Source organism: Streptomyces sp. CB01249 (assembly GCF_001905735.1).
Taxonomy (GTDB): domain Bacteria; phylum Actinomycetota; class Actinomycetes; order Streptomycetales; family Streptomycetaceae; genus Streptomyces.
In genome coordinates this window covers 449,153-469,976 of the sequence record NZ_LISW01000001.1, presented here as the reverse complement: position 1 = coordinate 469,976, position 20,824 = coordinate 449,153, and the positions used below count along the sequence as shown (strand labels likewise).

Genomic DNA, 20,824 nt, shown 5'->3' with positions numbered 1-20,824 from the left:
GATCAGGCCGTGGCCTTCGGTGCGGCACCGAGGTAGACGTAGCGCCCGTCGCGCACCCCGTAGAGGTGGGCGTCGTCGCCCTTGATCCGGTGGTTCTCGTCGAAGGCGTACGTGCGCGAGACCCCCTCGTACGTGGACGCGGCGATCTTCGTGACGAGTGCGCTGCGCGACGGGCGCTTCGGGCGGCCCGCAGTCGTCCCGGCGAGGGCGGTGACGGCGGCGATGGCCATCCCGGCCGCGTCGTACGCCTCGGCGGCCCAGTGCGCGGGGGCGGTGTCGAAGGCGGCGCGGTGGGCGGCGGCGAACTTCTTGGCCGCGGGTGCCGCGGGGTCGGTGAAGGGCGCGGTGAACTCCCAGTGCTCGGCGGCCTGTCCGGCGTCCTTGAGGAAGCGGGCGTCCATGGCGGTGTGCATGGCCATCCGGGGCCCCTTGAAGGAGGTGGCGGCGAGGGCGCGGGCGGTGCGGGCGGCCCCGGCCGCGTCACCGGCGTAGAAGAGGGCGTCGCTGGCATGCGCCAGCATGTCCTCGACCACGGGTGCCAGGTCCCGCGTCCCGGCCGGGACCACGCGCGGGTAGGTGGTCCCGGTGGTGAGCTCGCCGGTCATCATGTTCGTCAGATAGCCGACCTGGTAGGCGGAGTGCCCGCCGGACCGGTCGAGCAGGACGCCGAGCCGCTCGACCTCGGGCCGCAGGACCAGGCGCCGGATGATCGGCTGGGCCAGGACGCCGTCGGCGGGGGCGGCCTGGAAGAAGGACTTCCTGGCGCGGGCGGCGTAGGTGAGCTGGAGCGAGGAGACGGTGAGGACCGGCAGCATGGCCTCGTCGTACGTGCCGAGCACCGCCTCCGTCACGGCGTCACCGGTCGGGCCGACCACGGCGAGCACGTCGCGGTCGCGCGCGAACCCGGTGGCGGCCCGCACCCCACGGGCGGGGTCTCCCCCGTCGTCGCGGACCGCGACGGTGAGCGTGAAGGGCTTGTCCGCGCGGGCGTTGAACTGCTGGACGGCGAGCCTGACCCCGCGCTCCTGGGCCCGCCCGGCGGCGCTCCGGGGACCGGACAGATCGGCCTGCACCCCGATGATCCAGGCCCGTTCGCCGGGCGCGGCCGCGTCGGAGCCGCTGTCGTCGCGCAGCCACTCCCGTACGGCGAACCCGCCACCGGCCGCGACCACGAGGCCCGCGCCCGCGATCAGCAGGGCCCTGCGGCGGCCCGGTCCGGATCGCGCGGCGCTGTCGGCGATCGTCGGGTCGGCACCGGGCAGGCCGAGTACGGCGGCGGAGCGTTCCGCCACCAGGGCCGCCACGTCTGCGGGGAGCCAGTCGATGGAACCGTCGGGCGCGTCCTCGGTGATCCGGGTGTCGAGCGCGGCGGCGGTGGGGCGGGTCCCCGGCTCCTTGGCGAGCATGGTGTCGAGCAGGGCGCGGAGTTCCGGGTCCTCGATCCCCGCGAGGTCGGGCTCGTCGTGGACGGTGCGGTAGAGCAGCGCGTCGACGGCTCCGCTGCCGAACGGCGGACGCCCGGTCGCGGCGTACGCCAGGAGGCAGCCGAGGGAGAAGACATCGCTCGCGGGACCGGCCTCGGTGCCGCCTCCGGTGGCCTGTTCCGGAGAGAGGAAGCCGGGGGTCCCGACCACAAGTCCGGTGCCGGTGAGCGCGGTGGCGTCCACCGACCGCGCGATGCCGAAGTCGATCAGGCGCGGCCCGTCGACCGTGAGCAGGACGTTGCCCGGTTTGACGTCGCGGTGGACGAGGCCCGCCGCGTGCACGGCGGCCAGGGCGCGGGCCAGCAGCCGCCCGAGCACCCGGACGGCGCGTGGCGGCAGCGGACCGCAGCGGGCGACGGCCTCCGACAGCGCGGGCCCGGGCACGAACGCGGTGGCCAGCCAGGGCCGTTCGCCTTCCGTGTCCGCACCGGAGACCGGCACGGCCCAGGGACTGTCCACCCGTCGGGCGGCCTCGGCCTCGCGCCGGAAGCGGGTCCGGAAGTCGTCGTCGGCGGCGTATTCGGGCAGGATCACCTTGATCGCGGCCAGGGTTCCGGCGTCCGTGCGGCCGAGGTAGACGACGCCCATCCCGCCGGCGCCGAGCCGCCCGAGCAGCCGGTGTCCGCCGATCCGCGCGGGGTCGGAGGGGCGCAGCTTCTCCATCACGCTCTCCCCCTCAGCTCTGCTTCTCGACGGCGGACTCGAGGTTCCGCAGCATGGTGGAGTGGGCCTGGACCGTCAGCGCGTCGATCTCGTCCTCGCTCCAGCCCTTGGCCCCCTTGCCGGTCACGGCCAAGGTGAACTGGAGGGTCTGCGACAGGTTCCAGGAGTACGGGTAAGGGCCGCCGCCCAGTTCCTCGTTGCGATACTGCCCGGTCTCGAACAGCACGTCCTCGGCGCTCTCCTGGGACTCCCCCCGGGCCAGCGAGGACGCGATCATGGACCCGATGAATTCGCCCTGCCGCAGTTGCTGCGTGGGGCAGCGCATCGTCTCCTCCACGGACTCCGCCATCTCCCACCGGGCGTCGTCGCGGGTGCGGTGCACGGTGACGACGGCGGTGAGCCGCAGCGGGCCCTTGCCGTCCGCCGCGGGCACCTCGAAGTAGCGGCTCAGGGTGGCCAGGACGTGGGCCGCGGGCTTCTTCTGCTGCCAGACGCAGTCGGTGCCAAGGACGGGCCAGGTCGCCGGGTCGCTCTCGTACGGGCTGCCCGCGACAACGCCGGGGCCGAACGCGTCGGGCTCCGCGATGACCTCGCGGACGAGGCCGAGCGCCTTCTCACGGGTCGTCGGCAGCCTGGCCGGATCGGCGTCGATGAGGGCGGTTCCCGTGGGCGCGGGGGCCGGGGCGGTGGCGCTCGCGGAGCTTCTGCTCCCGGCCGGTGTTCCACCGCCCGCGCAGGCCGCCAGCACCAGCGGAGCCAGCAGCAGCGCCCCGTATCCCCGTAGTCCGCGTATCGCCCCTGCGCGCGCCACGATCGCCCACCCCGTTTCCCCCGAAGACCGCCCCGATCCTATGAGCAAGGGCCGTCCGGCGGCAGGGGGACCGGATCAGTCGCGCGGCCAGGGCCTGCCGTCGAGGCGTTCGATGTCGCGGTTGAGCCGGGCCAGATCGTCCGCGAAGCGGGCGGCCTCCTCCGGGGTCCAGTCGGCGAGGACCCGTTGCAGTCCCTCGCGGTTCTCGGCCCGGTCCTTGTCGAGGCGGCGCTCACCCTCGTCCGTGATGACGAACTTGCGCGCGATCCCGCCGTCCGGGTCGGCGATGCGGTCGACCACACCGGCCCGGAGCATCGCGGCGGTCTGCCGGTTCAGCGTCGAGGTGTCGAGGCCGAACGCGTCGTGCAGCTGGCCGATCGACATCGGGCCCTGGGCCCGGATGCGGCTCAGGAGGATGTACGCACTCCGGTCGAGCCGTCCGCCGCCGCGCGAGGTGAGCAGGCTCATGTGCCGGCCGAGCAGCATCGTCTCGAACTCGATCCGGTCCACAGGCATGTCCACGCACGGCTCCCTCAAGACTGCGGTGCGCCTCCCCACCGGAACGGCGACCTCTCTGTACACATATACCACGGAATGTGTGCACGATGCACGTACCATGCATGATGCACACCTCACCGCGCGGGACGCCGTCGGCCGGAGAGGTTTGAACGGCGGCCGCCACTCGAACCGGTTGTCCTGCCCGCCCGGGAGCCACACAATCCGCTCGACCGGGAACCGTTCGGGCGCCCGGCCGTAGACTCGCCGGATGGCGAAGTATTTCGACGTACACCCCGAAAATCCCCAGCAGCGCACCATCACCAACGTGGCCGAAAGCATCCGCTCCGGGTCGCTCGTCGCGTACCCGACGGACTCCTGCTACGCACTCGGGTGTCAGCTCGGCAACCGGGACGGCCTGTCCCGCATCCGGGCGATCCGCAACCTCGACGACCGCCACCACTTCACGCTGATGTGCCAGAACTTCGCCCAGCTCGGGCAGTTCGTGCACATCGACAACGACGTGTTCCGTACGGTCAAAGCGTCGACGCCCGGCCAGTACACCTTCATCCTGCCGGCCACGAAGGAGGTGCCGCGCCAGCTGCTGCACCCCAAGAAGAAGACCGTGGGCGTCCGCATCCCGGACCACCCGGTCGTGCAGGCGCTCCTGGGCGAGCTGGGCGAACCGCTGCTCTCCAGCACGCTGTTGCTGCCCGACGAGGCCGAACCCCTCACCCAGGGCTGGGAGATCAAGGAGCGCCTGGACCACGAGGTGGACATCGTCCTCGACTCCGGCGACTGCGGTACGGAGCCGACGACCGTCATCGACTTCTCGGACGGTGAGCTGGAGATCGTACGCCGGGGAGCCGGCGACACCTCGCGCTTCGAGTAGTCCGGCCCGGCCCCCGCGACCTCGCCGAAGGATCGCGGGGGCGGCCGCCGCCTCAGACGGCGACGGAGGCCGTTCCGCCCGGGAACCACCCGTCGGGCTCGGCACCCGGGAACCAGCCCGCAGGCTCGACGCCCGGGAACCACCCGTCGGGCTCGACGCCCGGGAACCAGCCCGTGGGCCCGGCGCTGTGGGAGACGGCAGGCGCGGGCGGGGTCGCTGCCGAGGCGGCCGGTGCCATGGCCCCGCCCATCACCACCAGCGCCGCCGCGGCCAGTCCCGGGATCGCGTACTTCATCTTCATCGAACTCCCCTTGCTCGGTTGCTCGTTACCCGGACCCCGGCGTCCCCCCGGAGCACCGGGGTCCGATGACCTCAGCTTCTCTCCCCCACCGTGCGCACGTCTTTGACGTACGGTCCCCACTGACTTGACGATGCGTGCCGGTAGTCGCGGGGTGACATGCCGTAGGCCGTACGGAAGCTGCGGGTGAAGGTGGAGTGGTCGCGGAAGCCCCAGCGCACAGCGATCTGATGCACGGTCACCTCGCTCAGCGCGGGGTCGCGCAGATCGCGTCCGGCGCGCTTCAGCCGCATCCCCCGGATCCACGCCGTGAGCGTCGTGCCACGCGCGCTGAACAACCGGTGCAGGTACCCCACCGAGAGGTGGTGCGCGCCCGCGATCGTACGCGGGGACAGGTCCGGGTCGTTGAGGTGCTGCTGGACGAACGCCTCGATGCTCAGCAGCAGGGCGCCCTTGCGGGAGTCGTCCCCGGGCACAGGCTCCGCGTCCGCGTAGTGGTCCACGAGGGCGGTGAGCACGTCGCCCGCGATGTCCGAGAGGCGACTGCGGTCGTTCGGGCGGTACGCGCGCGACTCGTCGGCCAGACTGCTCATCAGGTGGACGAACATCCCGGCGAAGCCGCCCTGCCCCGGGAGCCGCCGGGCGAGCAGCGGCTCCACGAGGTCCGCGGACGGGCCGAGCAGGGCGCGTGGGACATGGGCCCGGATCAGCGTCGCGGGCTCACCGCCGGGGGCGCCGATCCGGATCTCGAAGGGGCTCGAACTATCGTAGAACGCGAGGTCGTTCGGGCCCAGGACCGCTTCCCGCCCGGCCTGGTTGAGCACCGTCACACCGGAGGGGGCCAGTGCGACGCAGACCAGCTCCGGATCGGCCTGCCGCACCATCCGGTCGGACCGCACGACCCGCCCCGGTGACATCGTCAGCTCGGCCACGCACACCGTCGCGAGGTCGACGCCCCGGACCAGCGCGGTGAAGTCCTCCGCCTCCGGGCTGAGGACGCCCATGGCGTGCTCGCTGGTGAGGAACGCGTCGTTCAGCGCCGCCAGTCGCTCACGCGGCGCCAGATCATCGCGATCGAAGAGTGTATGCAGCATGGCTCCCCCCCGGAGCCAACGTTAGCCAACACCTCGTGCCCCCACCGCGCCGATCCGGCCATACGTTCGGCCACCCGGCGGCGGTCCCGCGCCCCCGGGCTTCCGGCCGCAGGGGCACAAGGGCGTGTCGCTCCTTGATAGCGTCGCCCCAGCGACTGCGGAGCACTCCCCGCCGGGGTCGCCGCTCTCTGCCGGGACGGCGCTGCCACCGCGGGGGCGGGTGCGGGTGGCAGGGGATCTTCAGGCAGGGACGAAGAGAGCCGACGCATGAGCCTCGCGCAGTTGCACTACACCTCCGCGGACGGGGACGGAACCGGCGAGGACGGGCCGACGGCCGCCCGGTTCACGTCGGTTGACGCCTCGATACCCGCGTCCGTGCTGACCGAGGCGGGACCGCTGCTGGCGTACGAGGCGCCGCGCGGCACACCGGACCGGCTCACGGACACCGCCCTGCGAGCCCTGCCCGAGGCGTACAGCTTCCATGTGCTCTCCGACGGCAGCGGGCTGCTGGCCCGGACCGTCGCGGTGCGCTCCCCCCGGACCTCCGCCGTACGCTTCCACGCCCACGCGGTCCACCTGCCCCCCGGCACCCGGCTCCCCGGGGGGACGCTGCCGCTCACCGCCTGCCGGTCCGCCCGCTGGGCCGCCGCCACCCCGGACCGCCCGCTGCCCGATCCGCTCGCCGCGCCGTCCGCCCCGAACGGCCACGAGGCGCGCGAGCGCGAGGCGCTGAACGACTTCGCCGTCTCCCGCGGCCCCTGGCTCGCCGGGGTGCTGTCCGACCTGCGCCGCCTGCACGGACCGGACGGGCCGGAGCGGGTCGTCCTGGCCGAGCGGCAGAGCACGGACGTCGCCCGCTGGATCGCGCTCGCCGGGCTCGCCCTGCCGGACGGGCTCGCCGAGCACCTGACCTTCACCACGTACACCCGCCGCCCCCGCGAGGCGGCCGGGCGGGTGGTGGGCGTGCTGCCCGAGGACGCCGAGGAGCTGGCGGACCCCGGGCTGCGCGTGCACCTGTGCACCGGTCCGCGCCCGGAGGGGCCCGTCGGCGACACCTGGGCCGAGACGGCCGCCCGGGTCTGGCGCGGCCGGGCGCCGGAGCTGTTCCGGGAGGCGGCCGCGCTGCCCGGTGAGCCGTTCGCGGCGGGGCCGCTGGCGGTGACGGCCCTGTGCGCCGGGATACCGCTCGGCACCGAGGAGCGCGCGGCGGCCGCCGACTGGGCCGCCGAGCGGCCGTACGCCCTGGACGGGGCCCGCACCCACCGGCTGGTCGAGGCGCTGACCGCGCCCGGGACCGACGACCGCTCCGGGTCCGAGTTCGACGCCGCCGGGCGGCTGTTCGCGGCGCTCGACGGCCGCTCCCCCGCGACGACCACCGCCCCGCTCGCCGCGATGCTGGTGACGGAGGCGGTGCGCGGCGGCAACGGCTCGCTGGAGCTGCCCGGCCGCACCGCCTTCAGCGGACCGGAGGGCGCGGCCGTCGCCGGGGTGCTCGGGCCGGAGATCGTGACCGAGCTGGGCGGCGCGGGCGTCGGCCTGGACGTGGCCCGTACGGTGCAGCTGCTGCGGGTGGCCCGGCTGCTCGGGGTGGACTGCGCCGAGCTGCTGCCCTCCGTGGTGGACCGGCTCGCGCCCGCGCTGCTGACGGGCGGCGAGGAGGGCGCCCCGGGCTGGGCGCCCGCGCTGCTGGAGCTGATGGACGAGCAGTTCGACGTGCGTACGGCCCTGCTGGGCGCGCTCGACCGGATCGCGCCGGACCATCCGGCCGGGGTCGCGCGGCTGCTGAGCCGGGTGCCGCTGCCGTTCACCGGTACGCAGGCGCTGCCGCATCTGCGGATGTGCGCCGGGGCGCCGGAGGCGAGGGCGGGCTGCGGCGACGACCGGGTCGCGACGCTCCAGCGGATCCTGCGGACCGGCGGGGTCTCCCCGTTCGCGGAGCCGCTGGTGCTGCGGACGGCGGTGGGCCTGGTCTGGGACGAGGAGGCGCCGACGGCCGCCGAGGCCCGGCAGCTCCTCGATGCGGCGACCTCGGACGCGCACCGGGCGGCCGGCACCTGGTCGCTCCTGGTGGCCGCCGCGCTCGCGGCCGGTGCCGACGACGGGGCGGCCCCGGAGCTGGCCCACGACCTGCTGCGCGGCTTCCCGCAGGAGACCGGGGGCCGGGTGCGGGCGGCGCTCCAGCTCCTGGAGTTCGCCGACGAGGTGCGCTCGGGCGCGGCGGGGCCGGACTGGGCCGAACGGGTGCGGGCGCTGCGCGCGGAGGCGGATCCCGTGGAGCCGGGCGTGCTCGGGCAGGCGTGCGACGCGGTGGCCGGGCGGCTGCTGGCGCCGGAGCGGCCCGACGAGGAGTTGTACGCCCTCGTGCAGAGCGGGGACGCGGACCTGATCGCCGCCTACGCCCGGACCGCGCGCGGTGACGGCGTCCGGGCCCGGCTGGCCGCCGACCCGGCCTACGCGGCCGACTGCTTCACCGTGTGGACGGCCCACCCGCACGCCGGCGCGCCGTGGACCGAGGCCGCCGCCGGGCTCCTCGACGAGGTGCTGCGGCCCGTGGTGCGGGGGCTGCCCGCGGACCGGGTCGCGGCGGTCGAGGACGCGGTCGGCCGCTCGGGCAGCAGCGGCCGGGCGGACGCCTTCCGCGACTGGAACCGCCGCGAGCGCGGCACCCTGGGCCGCCTGGGCCGCCGCATCGCGGGGCGGGTGCGGCGGGCCTAGGCGGCAGGGGGCGTCGCTTGAATCAGGCGTCCGGCGTCAGCCGCAGCGAGATCGAGTTGATGCAGTAGCGCTGGTCCGTCGGGGTCGGGTAGCCCTCGCCCTCGAAGACATGGCCCAGGTGGGAGCCGCAGCGGGCGCAGCGGACCTCGGTGCGGACCATGCCGTGGCTGCGGTCCTGGATCAGCTCGACCGCGTCGGTGTCCTTCGGGTCGTAGAAGGACGGCCAGCCGCAGTGCGACTCGAACTTGGTGTCGGAGCGGAACAGCTCCGCGCCGCAGGCCCGGCAGGAGTAGACGCCCTCGGTCTTGGTGTCCGTGTACTCACCGACGAACGCGGGCTCGGTGCCGGCCTTGCGCAGCACCGCGTACTCGGCGGCGGTGAGCTCCTCCCGCCACTGTTCGTCCGGCTTCTCGACGTCGTACGTCACGGTGGCTCCTTCAGCTCGACAGGTGGTCCAGGATCCGCGGGCCGAGGTCGGTGACGTCGCCCGCTCCCATGGTGAGAACGAGGTCGCCCGGCTTCGCCATTCCCGCGACGACCTCGGGGACCCGGTCCTTGTCGTGGACGGCGGTGACGTCGGCCCCGGCGGCGGTGGCCGCGTCGATGATCAGGGCGCTGGTGACACCGGGGACCGGGTCCTCGCGGGCCGGGTAGATGTCCAGGACCACGGAGGCGTCGGCGAGGGCGAGGGCCTGGCCCATCTCCGTACCGAGCTCCTGGGTGCGGGAGAACAGGTGCGGCTGGAAGACGACGAGGAGGCGGGCGTCGGTGGCGGCGCCGCGCATGGCCTCCAGGTCGGCGGTCATCTCGGTGGGGTGGTGCGCGTAGCTGTCGATGACCTGGACGCCGGCCGCCTCGCCCTTGAGCTGGAGGCGGCGCTTGACCCCGGTGTACTTGCCGAGGGCCGAGGCGAGGTTGTGGGCGGGGATGCCGAGGGCGATCCCGGCGGCGAGGGCGGCGACCGCGTTGAGCGCGTAGTGGCGGCCGGGCACGGAGACGGTGAAGGTGAGGAACTTCCCGCCCAGGATCACCGTGACCTCGCTGGTCAGGCCGCGCGGGGTGATCTTGTGGACGCGCACGTCGGCGGTCTCGGACTCGCCGTAGGTGACGACGGTCAGCGCGGGCAGCGCCTCGCGGACCCGGCGGGTCAGCTCGACGGCGCCGGACTGGTCGGCGGAGACGACGAGGGTTCCCCCGGGGACGATCTTCCCGGCGAAGGTCTCGAAGGACTCGTAGATCTCGTCCATCGACGCGTAGTTCGCGTGGTGGTCCAGCTCGACGTTGAGGACGATCGCGACGTCGGGGTCGTACTTCTGGAAGCTGCGGTCGCTCTCGTCGGCCTCGGCGACGAAGAGGTCGCCCTCGCCGTGCGTGGCGTTGGTGCCGGGCCCGGCCAGGTCGCCGCCGATGGCGTACGAGGGGTCGAGGTCCAGCTCGCTCAGGGCGACGGCCAGCATCGACGTGGTGGTGGTCTTGCCGTGGGTGCCGGCGACCGCGATGGAGCGGAGCCCGCCCATCAGCGAGGCCAGGGCGTCGGAGCGGTGCACGACGGGGATCGACAGCTCCCCGGCGCGCACCAGCTCCGGATTGTCGGCGCGGATGGCGCTGGAGACGACGACGCAGCTGGCGTCGTCGGCCAGGTGCCCGGCGGCGTGCCCGATGTGGACGGTCGCCCCCAGCGCCCGCAGCGCCTCGGCCGTCGGGGACTCCTTGGCGTCGCTGCCCGCGACCTTCGCACCGCGCTGGGCGAGGATCTTGGCGATGCCCGACATTCCGGCGCCGCCGATGCCGATGAAGTGCGGTCGTTCCATGGCGGCGGGAATGCCGGCTGCCATCTTTGCCTCCCTGGTGAAGAGATTTCAGCGCGGTCCGGGTTGCCCTCCGGGGTCCCCGCGCGGCTTCACCCTATTCGCTGTGCGCGAAGAGCTTGAGCACCGGGACGCCGACCTTGTGCCGGGCCCGGGACGCCCAGTCGCGGTGGAAGAACTCCTCGACGTAGTGGGGCGCGGTCAGCACGATGACCTCGTCGGCCTCGGACTCCTCGACCACCGAGGTGAGCTTGTCCAGGGGGTGGCTCTCGATCACCTGTCCGACGGCCTCGGAGCCCGCCTGGCGCAGGGCCTCCAGGGAGACCTGGAGGGCGAGCTCGGCCGACTCCCTGGCGCTCCGGCCCTCGGGTTCCTCGCTCTCGCGGGCCGCTTCCTTCAGTTCGCCCATCGCCAGGTCGTCGATGGCCCGCAGCAGGACGTCCGCCTGGTCGCCGCGCGGCTGCATGAGGACGACGAACGAGGTGCGGTCCTCCCCGTGCAGGGTGGTGACGAATTCGATGTCCCCGGAGGTGAGGGCCTTCTCGATCATCAAAACGCTGGTGAACACCACAGAGCCCTTCTCTTCAGCGACCGTCGCGGGCCGCTGCTGAAACCATCCTTCCCCGCGCTCGCACGGGGTCTGCGAGATCCATTCTGCCCACGGAACGCTAACCGGAACATGATATTCCGCTCATTGCCACCGCATGGGGCGGTACGGGGAGAGCTCTGGGGCGTACGGGGAGGGCGGGGCCTCAGGACCTGCGGTAGCGGCTGAAGAGGAAGCCGTCCTCCTCCAGCAGCGAGGCCAGGGCGAATCGTTTCGGCACCGCGACGGCCGGCCCGCCCGCGATCCGCTGGGCGTCACCGGCCGTGAGCATCGGCGCGACGGTCAGGCAGAGCTCGTCCAGCACCCCTTCGGCGACGAACTGGCCGAGCAGCCGGGGCCCGCCCTCCGTCAGCAGCCGCCGGTGTCCCCGGTCGGCCAGCTCCCGCACGGCGCGGGCCGGGTCGACGCGCGAGCCCTCGCCCGCGATCACCACCTCGGCGCCCGCCTTCCGGGCCGTCGCGATCCGGTCCGGGGGCGCGCCCGCACCGGTCAGCACCAGCGTCGGGACCAGCGGCGACACGAAGAGCGGGAGCGAGAAGTCCAGGTCCAGGCTGCCGCTGACCACGGCGACGGCCGGGGCGGGCGTCTGCCCGGCCGCCGCCCGGCGCGCCGCGAAGGCGTCCCGCGCCCTGGCGGGGCGGTAACCCTCCTGGCGTACGGTCTGGGCGCCCGCGATCACCACGTCGGCCAGGCCGCGCAGGGTGCCGAAGATGCGCATGTCGCTCTCGCAGGAGATCGGCTGCGAGCGGCCGTCGTGCTGGGCGGCCCCGTCCAGCGTGGACACCATGTTGGCGCGCAGCCAGGGCCCGTCCCCGGCGGGATAGGCGTAGGCGTCGGCGAGGCGGTCCAGGCTCCATTCGCCGGAGGTGTCGGCCGCTGTCAGGTCGGTCACAGGGAACAGGCGTCGCATGTCCGGCAGTCTGGCACGGGTCGTAAGCTTGACGGTTGTGTCGTCCTCCCACGCCGTGCCGGGGTCCAGCCCCATAGCCGAAACGGCCCCGCTGTCCCTGTGCGCCCGCGAGCCGCACGTCCCCGCCGACCGTCTGGTCGCCGAGATGGTGCCGCCGCCGCGCTTCGACTCGGTGCGTTTCGATACGTACGTACCCGACCCGAACCAGCCGAGCCAGACCGAGGCGGTCCACGTGCTCAGCGACTTCGCCGCCGGACTCGGCGGGTCGCACGCGTCGGGTTCCGGGAAGCGCAAGTGGTTCGGCCGGAAGGCGGAGGCCAAGCCGTCCGGCCCGCGCGGGGTCTACCTCGACGGCGGATACGGGGTCGGCAAGACCCATCTGCTCGCCTCGCTCTGGCACGCCACCCCGGCCGCGCCCTCGCTGAAGGCCTTCGGCACCTTCGTGGAGCTCACGAACCTGGTGGGCGCGCTGGGCTTCCAGCAGACCGTGCGCACGCTGAGCGGGCACCGGCTGCTGTGCATCGACGAGTTCGAGCTGGACGACCCGGGCGACACCGTGCTGGTGTCCTCGCTGCTCAGCCGCCTGGTCGAGGAGGGCGTCGCGCTGGCCGCGACCTCCAACACGCTGCCAGGCAAGCTCGGCGAGGGCCGGTTCGCCGCCGCCGACTTCCTGCGCGAGATCCAGGGCCTGTCCGCGCACTTCCGCCCGCTGCGCATCGACGGCGAGGACTACCGCCACCGCGGTCTGCCCGAGGCCCCGGCACCGTTCTCGGACGAGCAGGTCACCAAGGCCGCGTACGCCACGCCGGGCGCCAGCCTGGACGACTTCCCGGCGCTGCTCGACCACCTGGCCCGCGTCCACCCGAGCCGGTACGGCGCACTGACGGACGGGCTCAAGGCGGTGTGCCTGACCGAGGTGCGGGCGGTGCCCGACCAGTCGACCGCGCTGCGGCTCGTGGTCCTCGCCGACCGGCTGTACGACCGGGAGGTGCCGGTCCTCGCGGCCGGGCTGCCCTTCGACCGGCTGTTCAGCGACGAGATGCTGAACGGCGGGTACCGGAAGAAGTATTTCCGGGCGATCTCCCGTCTCACGGCCCTGGCGCGCGACGCGAAGGACATGGTGGCGCAGTAGGTTCGGGGGCGTAAGGACGTACCACCGGCGGGACACGACGACGTGCCCGCCGGCTCGTACCACCGCGCACCGTTCGAAGGGACCAGCATGGCTACCACGCGTACCGCCCACACGGAGTGGGAAGGCAACCTCCTTGAGGGCAAGGGGGTCGTCACCCTCGACTCGTCCGGGATCGGCGAGTACCCGGTCTCCTGGCCGTCCCGCGCGGAGGCGGCGAACGGGAAGACCAGCCCGGAGGAGCTGATCGCCGCGGCCCACTCCAGCTGCTTCTCGATGGCGCTCTCGCACGGCCTCAGCGGCGCCGGCACCCCGCCGGCCCGGCTGGAGACCAAGGCCGACGTCACCTTCCAGCCCGGCACCGGCATCACCGGCATCCACCTCACCGTGGTGGGCACCGTGCCCGGTCTCGACGAGGCCGGCTTCGTCAAGGCGGCCGAGGACGCCAAGGCCAACTGCCCGGTCAGCCAGGCGCTTTCGGGCACCACGATCACGCTGAGCGCCTCGCTCGCCTGATCCTCTCCCCCCTGTGTCCCCGGGCCGTCCGCCCGGGGACACAGGCGTTTTCGCACCGGCCGTGTTCACCTTCCGGCCATCTTGAATCCTCCTGCAATCCACCCGGGTTTCTCATCGCTTCCTCATCCGTCGTTGGTTCCGTGACGCGGGCCGGCCGGTCCGGCACGGACGACGAAGGAGGCGCACGGTGTCGCAACCCGACACAGCCACACTGGACCCCCCACCGCTGCACGTGGCGAGCAGGCTGCACGCCTTCAACAGATACGAGCTGAAGTACCTGGTCCCGGTCGAGCAGGCCGCCGAACTGCGCGACGAGCTCGGTGAGCGGATGGACCGCGACCTGAACAGCCCGGTCGGCGGCTACGGGGTGTGGAGCCTGTACTACGACTCCCCCGAGCTGCGGTTCTACTGGGAGAAGATCGAGGGCCTGAAGTTCCGCCGCAAGCTGCGCATCAGGCACTACGGCGACCCGGCCGGGGTCACGGACGAGTCCCCGGTCTGCGTCGAGATCAAGCAGCGCGTCAACCGCGTCACGCAGAAGCGGCGCATCACACTCCCGTACATGACGGCTCGTCAACTCTGCGACGGGCGTGAGCTGGTGGAGCACTCCCCCAAGGAGCGCGCGTTCATCCACGAGGTGCTCGACCTCGTCGTACGGCTCAACCTCCGGCCCACCGCGATGACCGGCTACCAGCGCGAGGCGCTGGTCGGGCGGGCCGCCGACACCGGGCTGCGGGTCACCTTCGACCGGCGTATCCGGGGCCGCGACCGCGATTTCCACTTCGGGCAGGAGAACCCGGAGAACCGGTTCACCGTGCCGCCGCACCTGTCGGTCATGGAGATCAAGGTCAACGAGCGCACCCCGCACTGGATCACCGATCTCGCGGCCCGCCGCAACCTGAGCCTCATCCGGGTCTCCAAGTACGTCCAGTCCATCGAGGCGTTCGGGCTGGCACCCCGGTCCGCCTTCCATCTCGAAGCGGGAACACAGTGAATTTCGATCTGCAGGAACTCAGCGGGACGTTCAGCGTCGCCGACGTCGTCGTGGCGATGGCGCTGTCCTTCGTCCTGAGCACGGTCATCGGCTACGTCTACCGGTACACCCACCGGAACGTGTCGTACAGCCAGTCCTACGTCCAGACCCTGGTCATAGTCGGCATGATCGTCGCCCTGATCATGCTCGTCGTCGGGTCCAACCTGGCCCGGGCGTTCTCCCTGGTCGGCGCGTTGTCCGTGGTCCGGTTCCGGAACGCGGTCAAGGAGACCCGGGACGTCGGGTTCATCTTCCTGGCCATGGCGATCGGCATGGCCTGCGGTGCCCGCTTCTACACGCTGGCCGCGGTCGGCGCGGTCGTGATCTGCGCGGTCGTCGTCATCATGCACAAGTTCGACTGGTTCGCGCTGAACGTGCAGCGCCAGGTGGTCAAGGTCCAGGTCCCGGCGGGCGAGGACTACACCCCGGGCATCCGTGACGTGCTGATCAAGTACACGACCGAGTTCGAGCTGGTCTCCACGGAGACGATCCGGGGCGGGGCGCTGAACGAGGTGTTCTACACGGTCCGGATGAAGAAGGGCACCGAACCCAGCGACCTGGTCACCGCGCTCCAGGAACGCACCTCCGGGCAGCGCGTGACGGTCCTGACCGGTTACGACACCACCGACCTGTGAGCCCCGTCGACGGCACGCCCCGCGGGCGACGGCTGCGCGACCGCGTACCCGTACGCCTGCGGCACCACTGGAAACCCGCCGGGGCGCTGTGCGCGGGGCTCGCGGTGATGCTGTACGCGTTCGGCGACGCCCGGGTCTCCCCGTACGTCACCTCCGCCTCGCGGGTGGAGGCCGACACGATCACGGACGACGTGAAGGGGACGGTCGGGCTGTACGACACGTCGGTGAAGCACTCCGTGCAACTGGAGTACAAGCAGACCGACTTCGACAAGATGATGAAGGAGTTCAAGAAGGACGGCACGAAGGACCCCATCCCGGCCGACCTCACGATCGACGGGGTCTTCCTGAGCGACGTCGGCATCCGCCTCAAGGGCAACTCGACGCTGATGTCCCTGCGGGGCAACCGGGGCGGGATGCCGGGCGGCGGTGGGATGCCCGCCGGCGGCGCGGGTCAGCGCGGCGGGAAGGCGTCGGGCGGCAACGGCGAGATGCCGGAGCCACCGACGGGTGGCGGCCAGGCGGCCGGTGGCCAGGCCGCCGGTGGCACGGCTGCCGGTGGCACGGCTGCCGGTGGCGGCCAGGACGGCGGCGACAAGGCTGCCGGTGGCGGCGGTGCCGCCGCGGGCGGGCGCGGTGGCGGGATGACGCAGTACAACCTGTCCGCCGACAAGCCCGAGGAGCTGCCCTGGCTCGTCAAGATCGACGAGTACGTGGAGGGCCGCGCCTACCAGGGCGAGCGGGAGATCTCGCTGCGCCCGGGCAGCAACGCGCAGGTCCCCCTCAACGAGGCGCTGGCGCTCGCACTGATCGACGGCACCGGGGAGCCGGCCGAGCGGTACGGCCTCACCACGCTGAAGGTCAACAACCGGCCGACGGCCGTACGGCTCATGGTCGAGAACCCCGACACCGAGTACGCGGAGGCGGTCGACGGCGAGTCCGTGGTCTACAAGGCCAGGGCGGGCGGCACGTTCGACTACCAGGGCGACGACCCCTCGAAGTACGAGACGTCGTTCCGCCAGCTCAACAAGGTCGGCAGCCAGGACCTCGAACCGGTGATGAAGCTGGCCAAGTGGGTCGAGAAGGCCTCCGACGAGGAGTTCGCCGCCGACCTCGACAAGCACGTCGACGTCGACTCGTTCGCCCACTACGTCGCCACGCAGAACCTGCTGATGAACTTCGACGACATGGCGGGCCCGGGGAAGAACTACCTCCTCGGCTACGACCTGAACAGCAAGAAGTTCTCGGTGCTCGGCTGGGACTACAACCTCACCTTCAGCGGGGACGCGACGGCGGGGCCCGACGACCAGATGAGCATGGGCGGCGGCATGGGCGGCCGCCCCGGCGGGACCGGCGGGACCGGCGGCAAGGACGGCGGCACCGGCGGCATGCCCGAGGGCCTGCCGGAAGGGATGCCCGAGCTGCCCGAGGGCGCGGAGATGCCCGACTTCGGCGACATGCCCGGCGCGCCGGGCGGTGACGCGGGCAAGGGCGGCGGAGGCGGCGGCATGCGGTCCGGGCACGCGCTGAAGGAACGGTTCCTGAAGCTCGACGCCTTCGACGCGGTGTACAAGAAGGCGTACCAGGACCTGTACGAGAAGTTCTACGCCTCCGGCAAGGCCACGAAGACCCTGGACGACCTCGCGGAGCAGGCGACCCGGGCCGGTGTCCCCGCGAAGGACGTCGAGAGCGCGGTCGGCACCCTGCGCACCACGGTCACCCAGCGCACGACGGCGCTGGCGAAGAACAAGGAGGTGACCGGCTGACCTGCGGCGCGCCCCGGACCCCCGCCGGGGCGCGCCCCGTTCCTGTGAACGCGCACAAGTTCGGCCCGTAGCATCGCGCCGCACGGCGCCGCCCGGACCGTGTCCGCAGAGCCGTGAGGTGATCCTTCCGATGGGCGACCGGTCAGCCCGGCACACCGTGCTGGTCGTCGAGGACGACCCGAGCATCCGTACGCTGCTCACCTCCGCGCTGACCGCGGCCGGTTTCCGCGTCGCGTCCGCGGCGAACGGGCGGGACGGGGTGGCCGAGGTGGACCGCTGCCGGCCGGACCTGGTCGTCCTGGACGTGATGCTGCCGGACACGGACGGCTTCGCCGTGACGCGGGAGCTGCGGTCCCGGGGCGACTACACCCCGGTGCTGTTCCTGACCGCCCGCACGGACATCGAGGACCGCATCATCGGGCTCAGCTCGGGCGGCGACGACTACGTGACCAAGCCGTTCCACATCCAGGAGATCCTGCTGCGGATCCGGGCGATCCTGCGCCGCACCGGTGGCGCGCCCCGCCCGCCGGCCGAGCAGCCGCCGCTGCGGTACGCGGATCTGAGCGTCGACCGCGAGCGGCACACCGTGCACCGGGGCGGGGAGCCGGTGCGGCTGTCGCCGACCGAGTTCCGGCTGCTGGTCTGCCTGATGTCGCAGGCCGGAAAGGTGCTGGAGAAGCAGGACATCCTGCTGGACGTGTGGAGCTACGGCTTCTCCGGGGACACCCGCATCGTGGACACGTACATCAAGAACCTGCGCCGCAAGATCGACCGCGCGGACCGGCCGCTGATCCACACCGTGCGCGGCGTGGGCTACTGCCTGCGGCTGCCCCACGAGGACGCGCCGTGAGGTTCCTGCCGCGCCGGCCCCGCTCCGTGCGGACCCGGCTGGTGCTGATCTCCGCCGTCCTGGCCACCGCGGCCGTACTGATCTCGCAGGCGGCGGGGCTCGCGGTCATGCGGTCCTGGCTGACGGAGCAGATCGACCACCGGCTCACCGGCTTCCGCCCGCCGCCCCCGGCCGCGTACGCCCCCGCCCACGGCCGGCTGCCGAACGTCCCCGCGCCCGTCCCCCGCGAGGACGTGCTGCCGTCCGACTTCCGGGTCTTCTTCTACGACTCCGACGGACGGCTCCGGCCCGACTCGCTCGGCACCGGCACCGGTGGCCCCCGGCTGCCCGCCACCGCTTCCCGCCTCGGCCTGGAGACCGGCCACCCCGCCACCCTGCCGGACGCGGACGGCGGTTCGGCCTGGCGGGTGGTCGCCGACACGGGTCCGGACGGGCGGCGCGTCGTCGTCGCGCTGCCCCTGGGCACGGTGGAGGGGGCCACGTCGAAGCTGCTGTGGTTCAGCCTCGCGATCGGGGTCGCCACCGCGGCCTGCGTCGGACTGCTCGGCAGTGCCGCCGTGCGCCTGGGGCTCCGCCCGCTGGCCCGGATGGAGCGGACGGCGCTGCGGATCACCGGCGGCGAGTCGGCCCTGACGGTCACGGACACCGACCCGCGCACGGAGACCGGGCGGCTCGGGCTCGCGTTCAACACGATGCTCGGCCAGGTCCGGGCGGCTCTGCACCGTAAGGACGCCTCCGAGCAGCGGCTGCGCCGTTTCATGGCGGACGCGGGTCACGAACTGCGCACCCCGCTCACCTCGATCCAGGGGTTCGCCGAACTCCTCGTGGAGCAGCCGCGCCTGCCCGCGGCCCGGCGGCGCGAGGCCCATGTGCTGATCGCCAGGAACGCGGAGCGGATGAGTCGGCTCGTGGACGACCTGTTCCTGCTGGCCAAGCTGGGGTACGCCCCCGTGGCGCACCGCGAGACCGTGGACCTGCTGTCGCTCGCGGCGGACGGGGTCGGTGCGGCCGTCGTCGCGCATCCGGGCCGCGATGTGCGGCTGGCACCGCTGGGCGGGGGCGGGAAGGACGGGTCCGCGCTGGACGTGGTGGAGGCGCTGGGCGACGCCCATCAGCTGTCCCAGGTCATCGGCAATCTGCTGGCCAACGCCTGTGTGCACACCCCGCCCGGCGCACGCGTCGAGGTCCGGGTCGGCGCGGTGCGCACCGGCCCGGACACCGGCGGCACCGACCGGCCCGGCCGCCACGGCGCGACGGCTGCGCTGCCCGCCGGGGTGGAGGCGTGCGTGGTGGAGGTCGCGGACGACGGACCGGGGCCGGCGCCCGAGGCGGCCCAGCAGGTCTTCGAGCGGTTCTACCGGGGGCCGTCGGCGGGCCGGGAGGGCGCCGAACCCGGGTCCGGGCTCGGTCTGTCGATCGCGGCCACCATCGCCGAGGCGCACGGCGGGCGGCTCGAACTCGACACCCGGCCGGGCGACGGTGCGACGTTCCGGCTGCTGCTGCCCCGGAGCGTCGGCGCGGGTCCGTGAACCGTGGCGTGACAACGTTCAGCGACGGCCCCGAACGGGCACACCTGCTCGTGACGTTGCCATGCCAACCTGTACCCCACGCAGGGAGTTGCCCATGTCAGTCGTACCCCGTCCCCCCGCGTCCCGGCGAAACGTTCTGGCGGCGGGTGCCGCCGCCGTCTCGATCGTCTTCACGGGGGCGTTCACCGAACTCTTCGCGGGCAGCTCCGCCGCTCGCGGTCACGAGGGTTACGGCCCGCTCGTGCCGGACCCGGACGGCCTGCTCGACCTGCCGAAAGGTTTCCACTACCGGGTGCTGTCCCGGGAGGGCGACCGGCTCCGCTCCGGCGAGGGGCAGGTGCCCAGCCACTGCGACGGCATGGCCGCGTTCGGCGGCCGGGGCGGACACGTACGGCTGGTCCGCAACCACGAGAACCGGGTGGACGCCGCGATTCCCGTACCGGTGGTCGAGGGACTGACGTACGACCCGATGGGTAAGGGCGGCTGTACGGCCCTGGAGCTCGACGGCCAGAACCGGGTGCTGTCCGAGCGCGTCGCCATCGCCGGTACGGCGGTGAACTGCGCGGGCGGACGCACCCCTTGGAACACCTGGCTGACCTGTGAGGAGACCGAGGACAGGGCCGGTACCAACGGCTACACCAAGGACCACGGCTACGTCTTCGAGGTGGACGGCGCCGATCCGCGCCGTACCGGTGCCGTGCCGCTGACCGCGATGGGCCGCTTCCAGCACGAGGCCGTCGCGATCGATCCGCGCGACGGGACGGTGTACGAGACGGAGGACGCGTTCGAGAAGCCGTTCGGGCTGTTCTACCGCTTCCTGCCGAGGAAGCCGCTGGGCGGTACGGGTTCGCTGCGGGCGGGCGGCCGGCTGGAGGCCATGCGGGTGCCGGGGGTGCCGGACCTCTCGGCCGTGCGGGAGACCGGGACGGTGTTCGAGGGCGTCGAGTGGGTGCCCGTACCGGATCCGCAGGCGGCCGAAACCCCCATCCGCTTCCAGGACTTCGGCCCGAAGGGCATCACGCACGGCCAGAAGCTGGAGGGCTGCTACTGGGGCGGCTCGTCCGTCTACTTCGTCTCCAGCTTCGCGCACCGCGACGAGGGCTCGGCGGCGGACCACTACGGACAGGTCTGGCGCTACGACCCGCACACGCACCGGCTGACCCTGGTCATCGCCTTCGGCCCGGACACCGACCTCCAGCTCCCCGGCGAGTCCCCCGACAACATCACCCTCGCCCCCGACGGCGGCCTGATGGTCTGTGAGGACGGCGGCGGCGCCCAGCACGTGTTCGGCCTGACCCGGCGCGGCGAGGTGTACCCGATGGCGCGCGGCCGGCAGAACATCGGGACGCCCGGGGCGCCGGAGTGGGGCGAGTTCGCGGGTGTCACGTTCGCACCGGATTACGGGACGATGTACGTGAACGTCTACACACCGGGCACCACGTTCGCGGTCACGGGTCCGTGGCGCTGACGGCCTGAGCGGAACCGCGGCGCACCCCGCCGCGTCTTTGCATACGGCAACAAGGGGTTTGATCCTTCCCGGTGTGCCGGTGCAGGATGGCGGGGTGTGCTCCGGTGTGCCCGCGCTTCGGCGC

The 20,824-nt window shown here is 72.9% G+C and carries 19 protein-coding genes; 10 read left to right on the top strand and 9 right to left on the bottom strand.

Going from position 1 to position 20,824, the window contains the following annotated elements:
* Positions 1 to 2 precede the first annotated feature (2 nt).
* The 3 genes from AMK18_RS01920 to AMK18_RS01910 form a co-directional block, all read right to left on the bottom strand.
* The gene (locus tag AMK18_RS01920) at positions 3 to 2,147 is read right to left on the bottom strand and encodes a bifunctional serine/threonine-protein kinase/ABC transporter substrate-binding protein (RefSeq protein WP_073861392.1); all 2,145 of its coding nucleotides are present in this window, start codon (positions 2,145 to 2,147) and stop codon (positions 3 to 5) included.
* 13 nt (positions 2,148 to 2,160) lie between these two features.
* Complete coding sequence (locus AMK18_RS01915; protein ID WP_073861391.1) at positions 2,161 to 2,895, bottom strand: hypothetical protein; 735 nt, start codon at positions 2,893 to 2,895, stop codon at positions 2,161 to 2,163.
* 138 nt (positions 2,896 to 3,033) lie between these two features.
* Complete coding sequence (locus tag AMK18_RS01910; protein WP_018100673.1) at positions 3,034 to 3,480, bottom strand: MarR family winged helix-turn-helix transcriptional regulator; 447 nt, start codon at positions 3,478 to 3,480, stop codon at positions 3,034 to 3,036.
* Positions 3,481 to 3,724: 244 nt separating this feature from the next.
* Between AMK18_RS01910 and AMK18_RS01905 the strand changes: the two genes are divergently transcribed.
* Entirely contained in the window at positions 3,725 to 4,345 is a 621-nt protein-coding gene (locus AMK18_RS01905) for an L-threonylcarbamoyladenylate synthase (protein WP_018100674.1), read from the top strand.
* Positions 4,346 to 4,397: 52 nt separating this feature from the next.
* On the opposite strand, the gene AMK18_RS01900 is transcribed toward AMK18_RS01905, so the two are convergent.
* Positions 4,398 to 4,646: a hypothetical protein gene (locus AMK18_RS01900; protein ID WP_073861390.1), complete on the bottom strand. Its 249-nt coding sequence runs from the start codon at positions 4,644 to 4,646 to the stop codon at positions 4,398 to 4,400.
* Between the two features lie 71 nt (positions 4,647 to 4,717).
* Entirely contained in the window at positions 4,718 to 5,737 is a 1,020-nt protein-coding gene (locus tag AMK18_RS01895; RefSeq protein ID WP_073861389.1) for a helix-turn-helix domain-containing protein, read from the bottom strand.
* A gap of 267 nt (positions 5,738 to 6,004) precedes the next feature.
* On the opposite strand from AMK18_RS01895, the gene AMK18_RS01890 reads away from it, so the two are divergent.
* Complete coding sequence (locus tag AMK18_RS01890; RefSeq protein ID WP_073861388.1) at positions 6,005 to 8,452, top strand: GTPase-associated protein 1-related protein; 2,448 nt, start codon at positions 6,005 to 6,007, stop codon at positions 8,450 to 8,452.
* Between the two features lie 22 nt (positions 8,453 to 8,474).
* Here the strand turns inward: AMK18_RS01890 and msrB are convergent, their stop codons facing one another.
* The 4 genes from msrB to AMK18_RS01870 all read right to left on the bottom strand — a co-directional run bounded on the left by msrB (position 8,475) and on the right by AMK18_RS01870 (position 11,777).
* A complete protein-coding gene (gene msrB, locus AMK18_RS01885; protein ID WP_018100678.1) occupies positions 8,475 to 8,879 on the bottom strand; it encodes a peptide-methionine (R)-S-oxide reductase MsrB in 405 nt (134 codons plus the stop codon).
* A 10-nt stretch (positions 8,880 to 8,889) separates the two neighbouring features.
* Positions 8,890 to 10,287, bottom strand: coding sequence for a UDP-N-acetylmuramate--L-alanine ligase (gene murC, locus AMK18_RS01880; protein WP_018100679.1), 1,398 nt, complete (start codon positions 10,285 to 10,287; stop codon positions 8,890 to 8,892).
* A 70-nt stretch (positions 10,288 to 10,357) separates the two neighbouring features.
* On the bottom strand, positions 10,358 to 10,810 hold the full coding sequence (locus AMK18_RS01875) for a hypothetical protein (RefSeq protein ID WP_018100680.1): 453 nt from the start codon (positions 10,808 to 10,810) through the stop codon (positions 10,358 to 10,360).
* A gap of 202 nt (positions 10,811 to 11,012) precedes the next feature.
* On the bottom strand, positions 11,013 to 11,777 hold the full coding sequence (locus AMK18_RS01870) for a pyrimidine reductase family protein (RefSeq protein ID WP_198956930.1): 765 nt from the start codon (positions 11,775 to 11,777) through the stop codon (positions 11,013 to 11,015).
* A 37-nt stretch (positions 11,778 to 11,814) separates the two neighbouring features.
* On the opposite strand from AMK18_RS01870, the gene zapE reads away from it, so the two are divergent.
* The 8 genes from zapE to AMK18_RS01830 all read left to right on the top strand — a co-directional run bounded on the left by zapE (position 11,815) and on the right by AMK18_RS01830 (position 20,700).
* Positions 11,815 to 12,909, top strand: a complete 1,095-nt coding sequence (gene zapE / locus AMK18_RS01865) for a cell division protein ZapE (protein WP_026171194.1) — start codon at positions 11,815 to 11,817, stop codon at positions 12,907 to 12,909.
* Between the two features lie 87 nt (positions 12,910 to 12,996).
* A complete protein-coding gene (locus AMK18_RS01860; protein WP_018100683.1) occupies positions 12,997 to 13,422 on the top strand; it encodes an OsmC family protein in 426 nt (141 codons plus the stop codon).
* Positions 13,423 to 13,609: 187 nt separating this feature from the next.
* Complete coding sequence (locus AMK18_RS01855) at positions 13,610 to 14,416, top strand: polyphosphate polymerase domain-containing protein (protein ID WP_241836424.1); 807 nt, start codon at positions 13,610 to 13,612, stop codon at positions 14,414 to 14,416.
* On the top strand, positions 14,413 to 15,090 hold the full coding sequence (locus AMK18_RS01850) for a DUF4956 domain-containing protein (RefSeq protein WP_018100685.1): 678 nt from the start codon (positions 14,413 to 14,415) through the stop codon (positions 15,088 to 15,090). The genes AMK18_RS01855 and AMK18_RS01850 overlap by 4 nt, the downstream gene beginning before the upstream one ends.
* Positions 15,087 to 16,853, top strand: a complete 1,767-nt coding sequence (locus tag AMK18_RS01845) for a CotH kinase family protein (RefSeq protein ID WP_073861386.1) — start codon at positions 15,087 to 15,089, stop codon at positions 16,851 to 16,853. The genes AMK18_RS01850 and AMK18_RS01845 overlap by 4 nt, the downstream gene beginning before the upstream one ends.
* A gap of 130 nt (positions 16,854 to 16,983) precedes the next feature.
* The gene (locus AMK18_RS01840) at positions 16,984 to 17,703 is read left to right on the top strand and encodes a response regulator transcription factor (RefSeq protein ID WP_018100687.1); all 720 of its coding nucleotides are present in this window, start codon (positions 16,984 to 16,986) and stop codon (positions 17,701 to 17,703) included.
* Positions 17,700 to 19,232 carry a HAMP domain-containing sensor histidine kinase gene (locus tag AMK18_RS01835; RefSeq protein ID WP_073861385.1) on the top strand — a complete coding sequence of 511 codons (1,533 nt, stop codon included), beginning with the start codon at positions 17,700 to 17,702 and terminating at the stop codon, positions 19,230 to 19,232. Before AMK18_RS01840 ends, AMK18_RS01835 begins: the two co-directional genes overlap by 4 nt.
* 94 nt (positions 19,233 to 19,326) lie before the next feature.
* On the top strand, positions 19,327 to 20,700 hold the full coding sequence (locus AMK18_RS01830) for an alkaline phosphatase PhoX (protein ID WP_073861384.1): 1,374 nt from the start codon (positions 19,327 to 19,329) through the stop codon (positions 20,698 to 20,700).
* Positions 20,701 to 20,824 lie beyond the last annotated feature (124 nt).

Bases quoted from the DNA above. Each gene is read 5' to 3' on its own strand.
- AMK18_RS01830 (WP_073861384.1), top strand. From the start codon at position 19,327: ATGTCAGTCGTACCCCGTCCCCCCGCGTCCCGGCGAAACGTTCTGGCG.
- AMK18_RS01875 (WP_018100680.1), bottom strand. From the start codon at position 10,810: ATGATCGAGAAGGCCCTCACCTCCGGGGACATCGAATTCGTCACCACC.
- AMK18_RS01920 (WP_073861392.1), bottom strand. From the start codon at position 2,147: ATGGAGAAGCTGCGCCCCTCCGACCCCGCGCGGATCGGCGGACACCGG.
- AMK18_RS01870 (WP_198956930.1), bottom strand. From the start codon at position 11,777: ATGCGACGCCTGTTCCCTGTGACCGACCTGACAGCGGCCGACACCTCC.
- murC (WP_018100679.1), bottom strand. From the start codon at position 10,287: ATGGCAGCCGGCATTCCCGCCGCCATGGAACGACCGCACTTCATCGGC.
- AMK18_RS01840 (WP_018100687.1), top strand. From the start codon at position 16,984: ATGGGCGACCGGTCAGCCCGGCACACCGTGCTGGTCGTCGAGGACGAC.
- AMK18_RS01890 (WP_073861388.1), top strand. From the start codon at position 6,005: ATGAGCCTCGCGCAGTTGCACTACACCTCCGCGGACGGGGACGGAACC.
- AMK18_RS01900 (WP_073861390.1), bottom strand. From the start codon at position 4,646: ATGAAGATGAAGTACGCGATCCCGGGACTGGCCGCGGCGGCGCTGGTG.
- AMK18_RS01860 (WP_018100683.1), top strand. From the start codon at position 12,997: ATGGCTACCACGCGTACCGCCCACACGGAGTGGGAAGGCAACCTCCTT.
- AMK18_RS01895 (WP_073861389.1), bottom strand. From the start codon at position 5,737: ATGCTGCATACACTCTTCGATCGCGATGATCTGGCGCCGCGTGAGCGA.
- AMK18_RS01905 (WP_018100674.1), top strand. From the start codon at position 3,725: ATGGCGAAGTATTTCGACGTACACCCCGAAAATCCCCAGCAGCGCACC.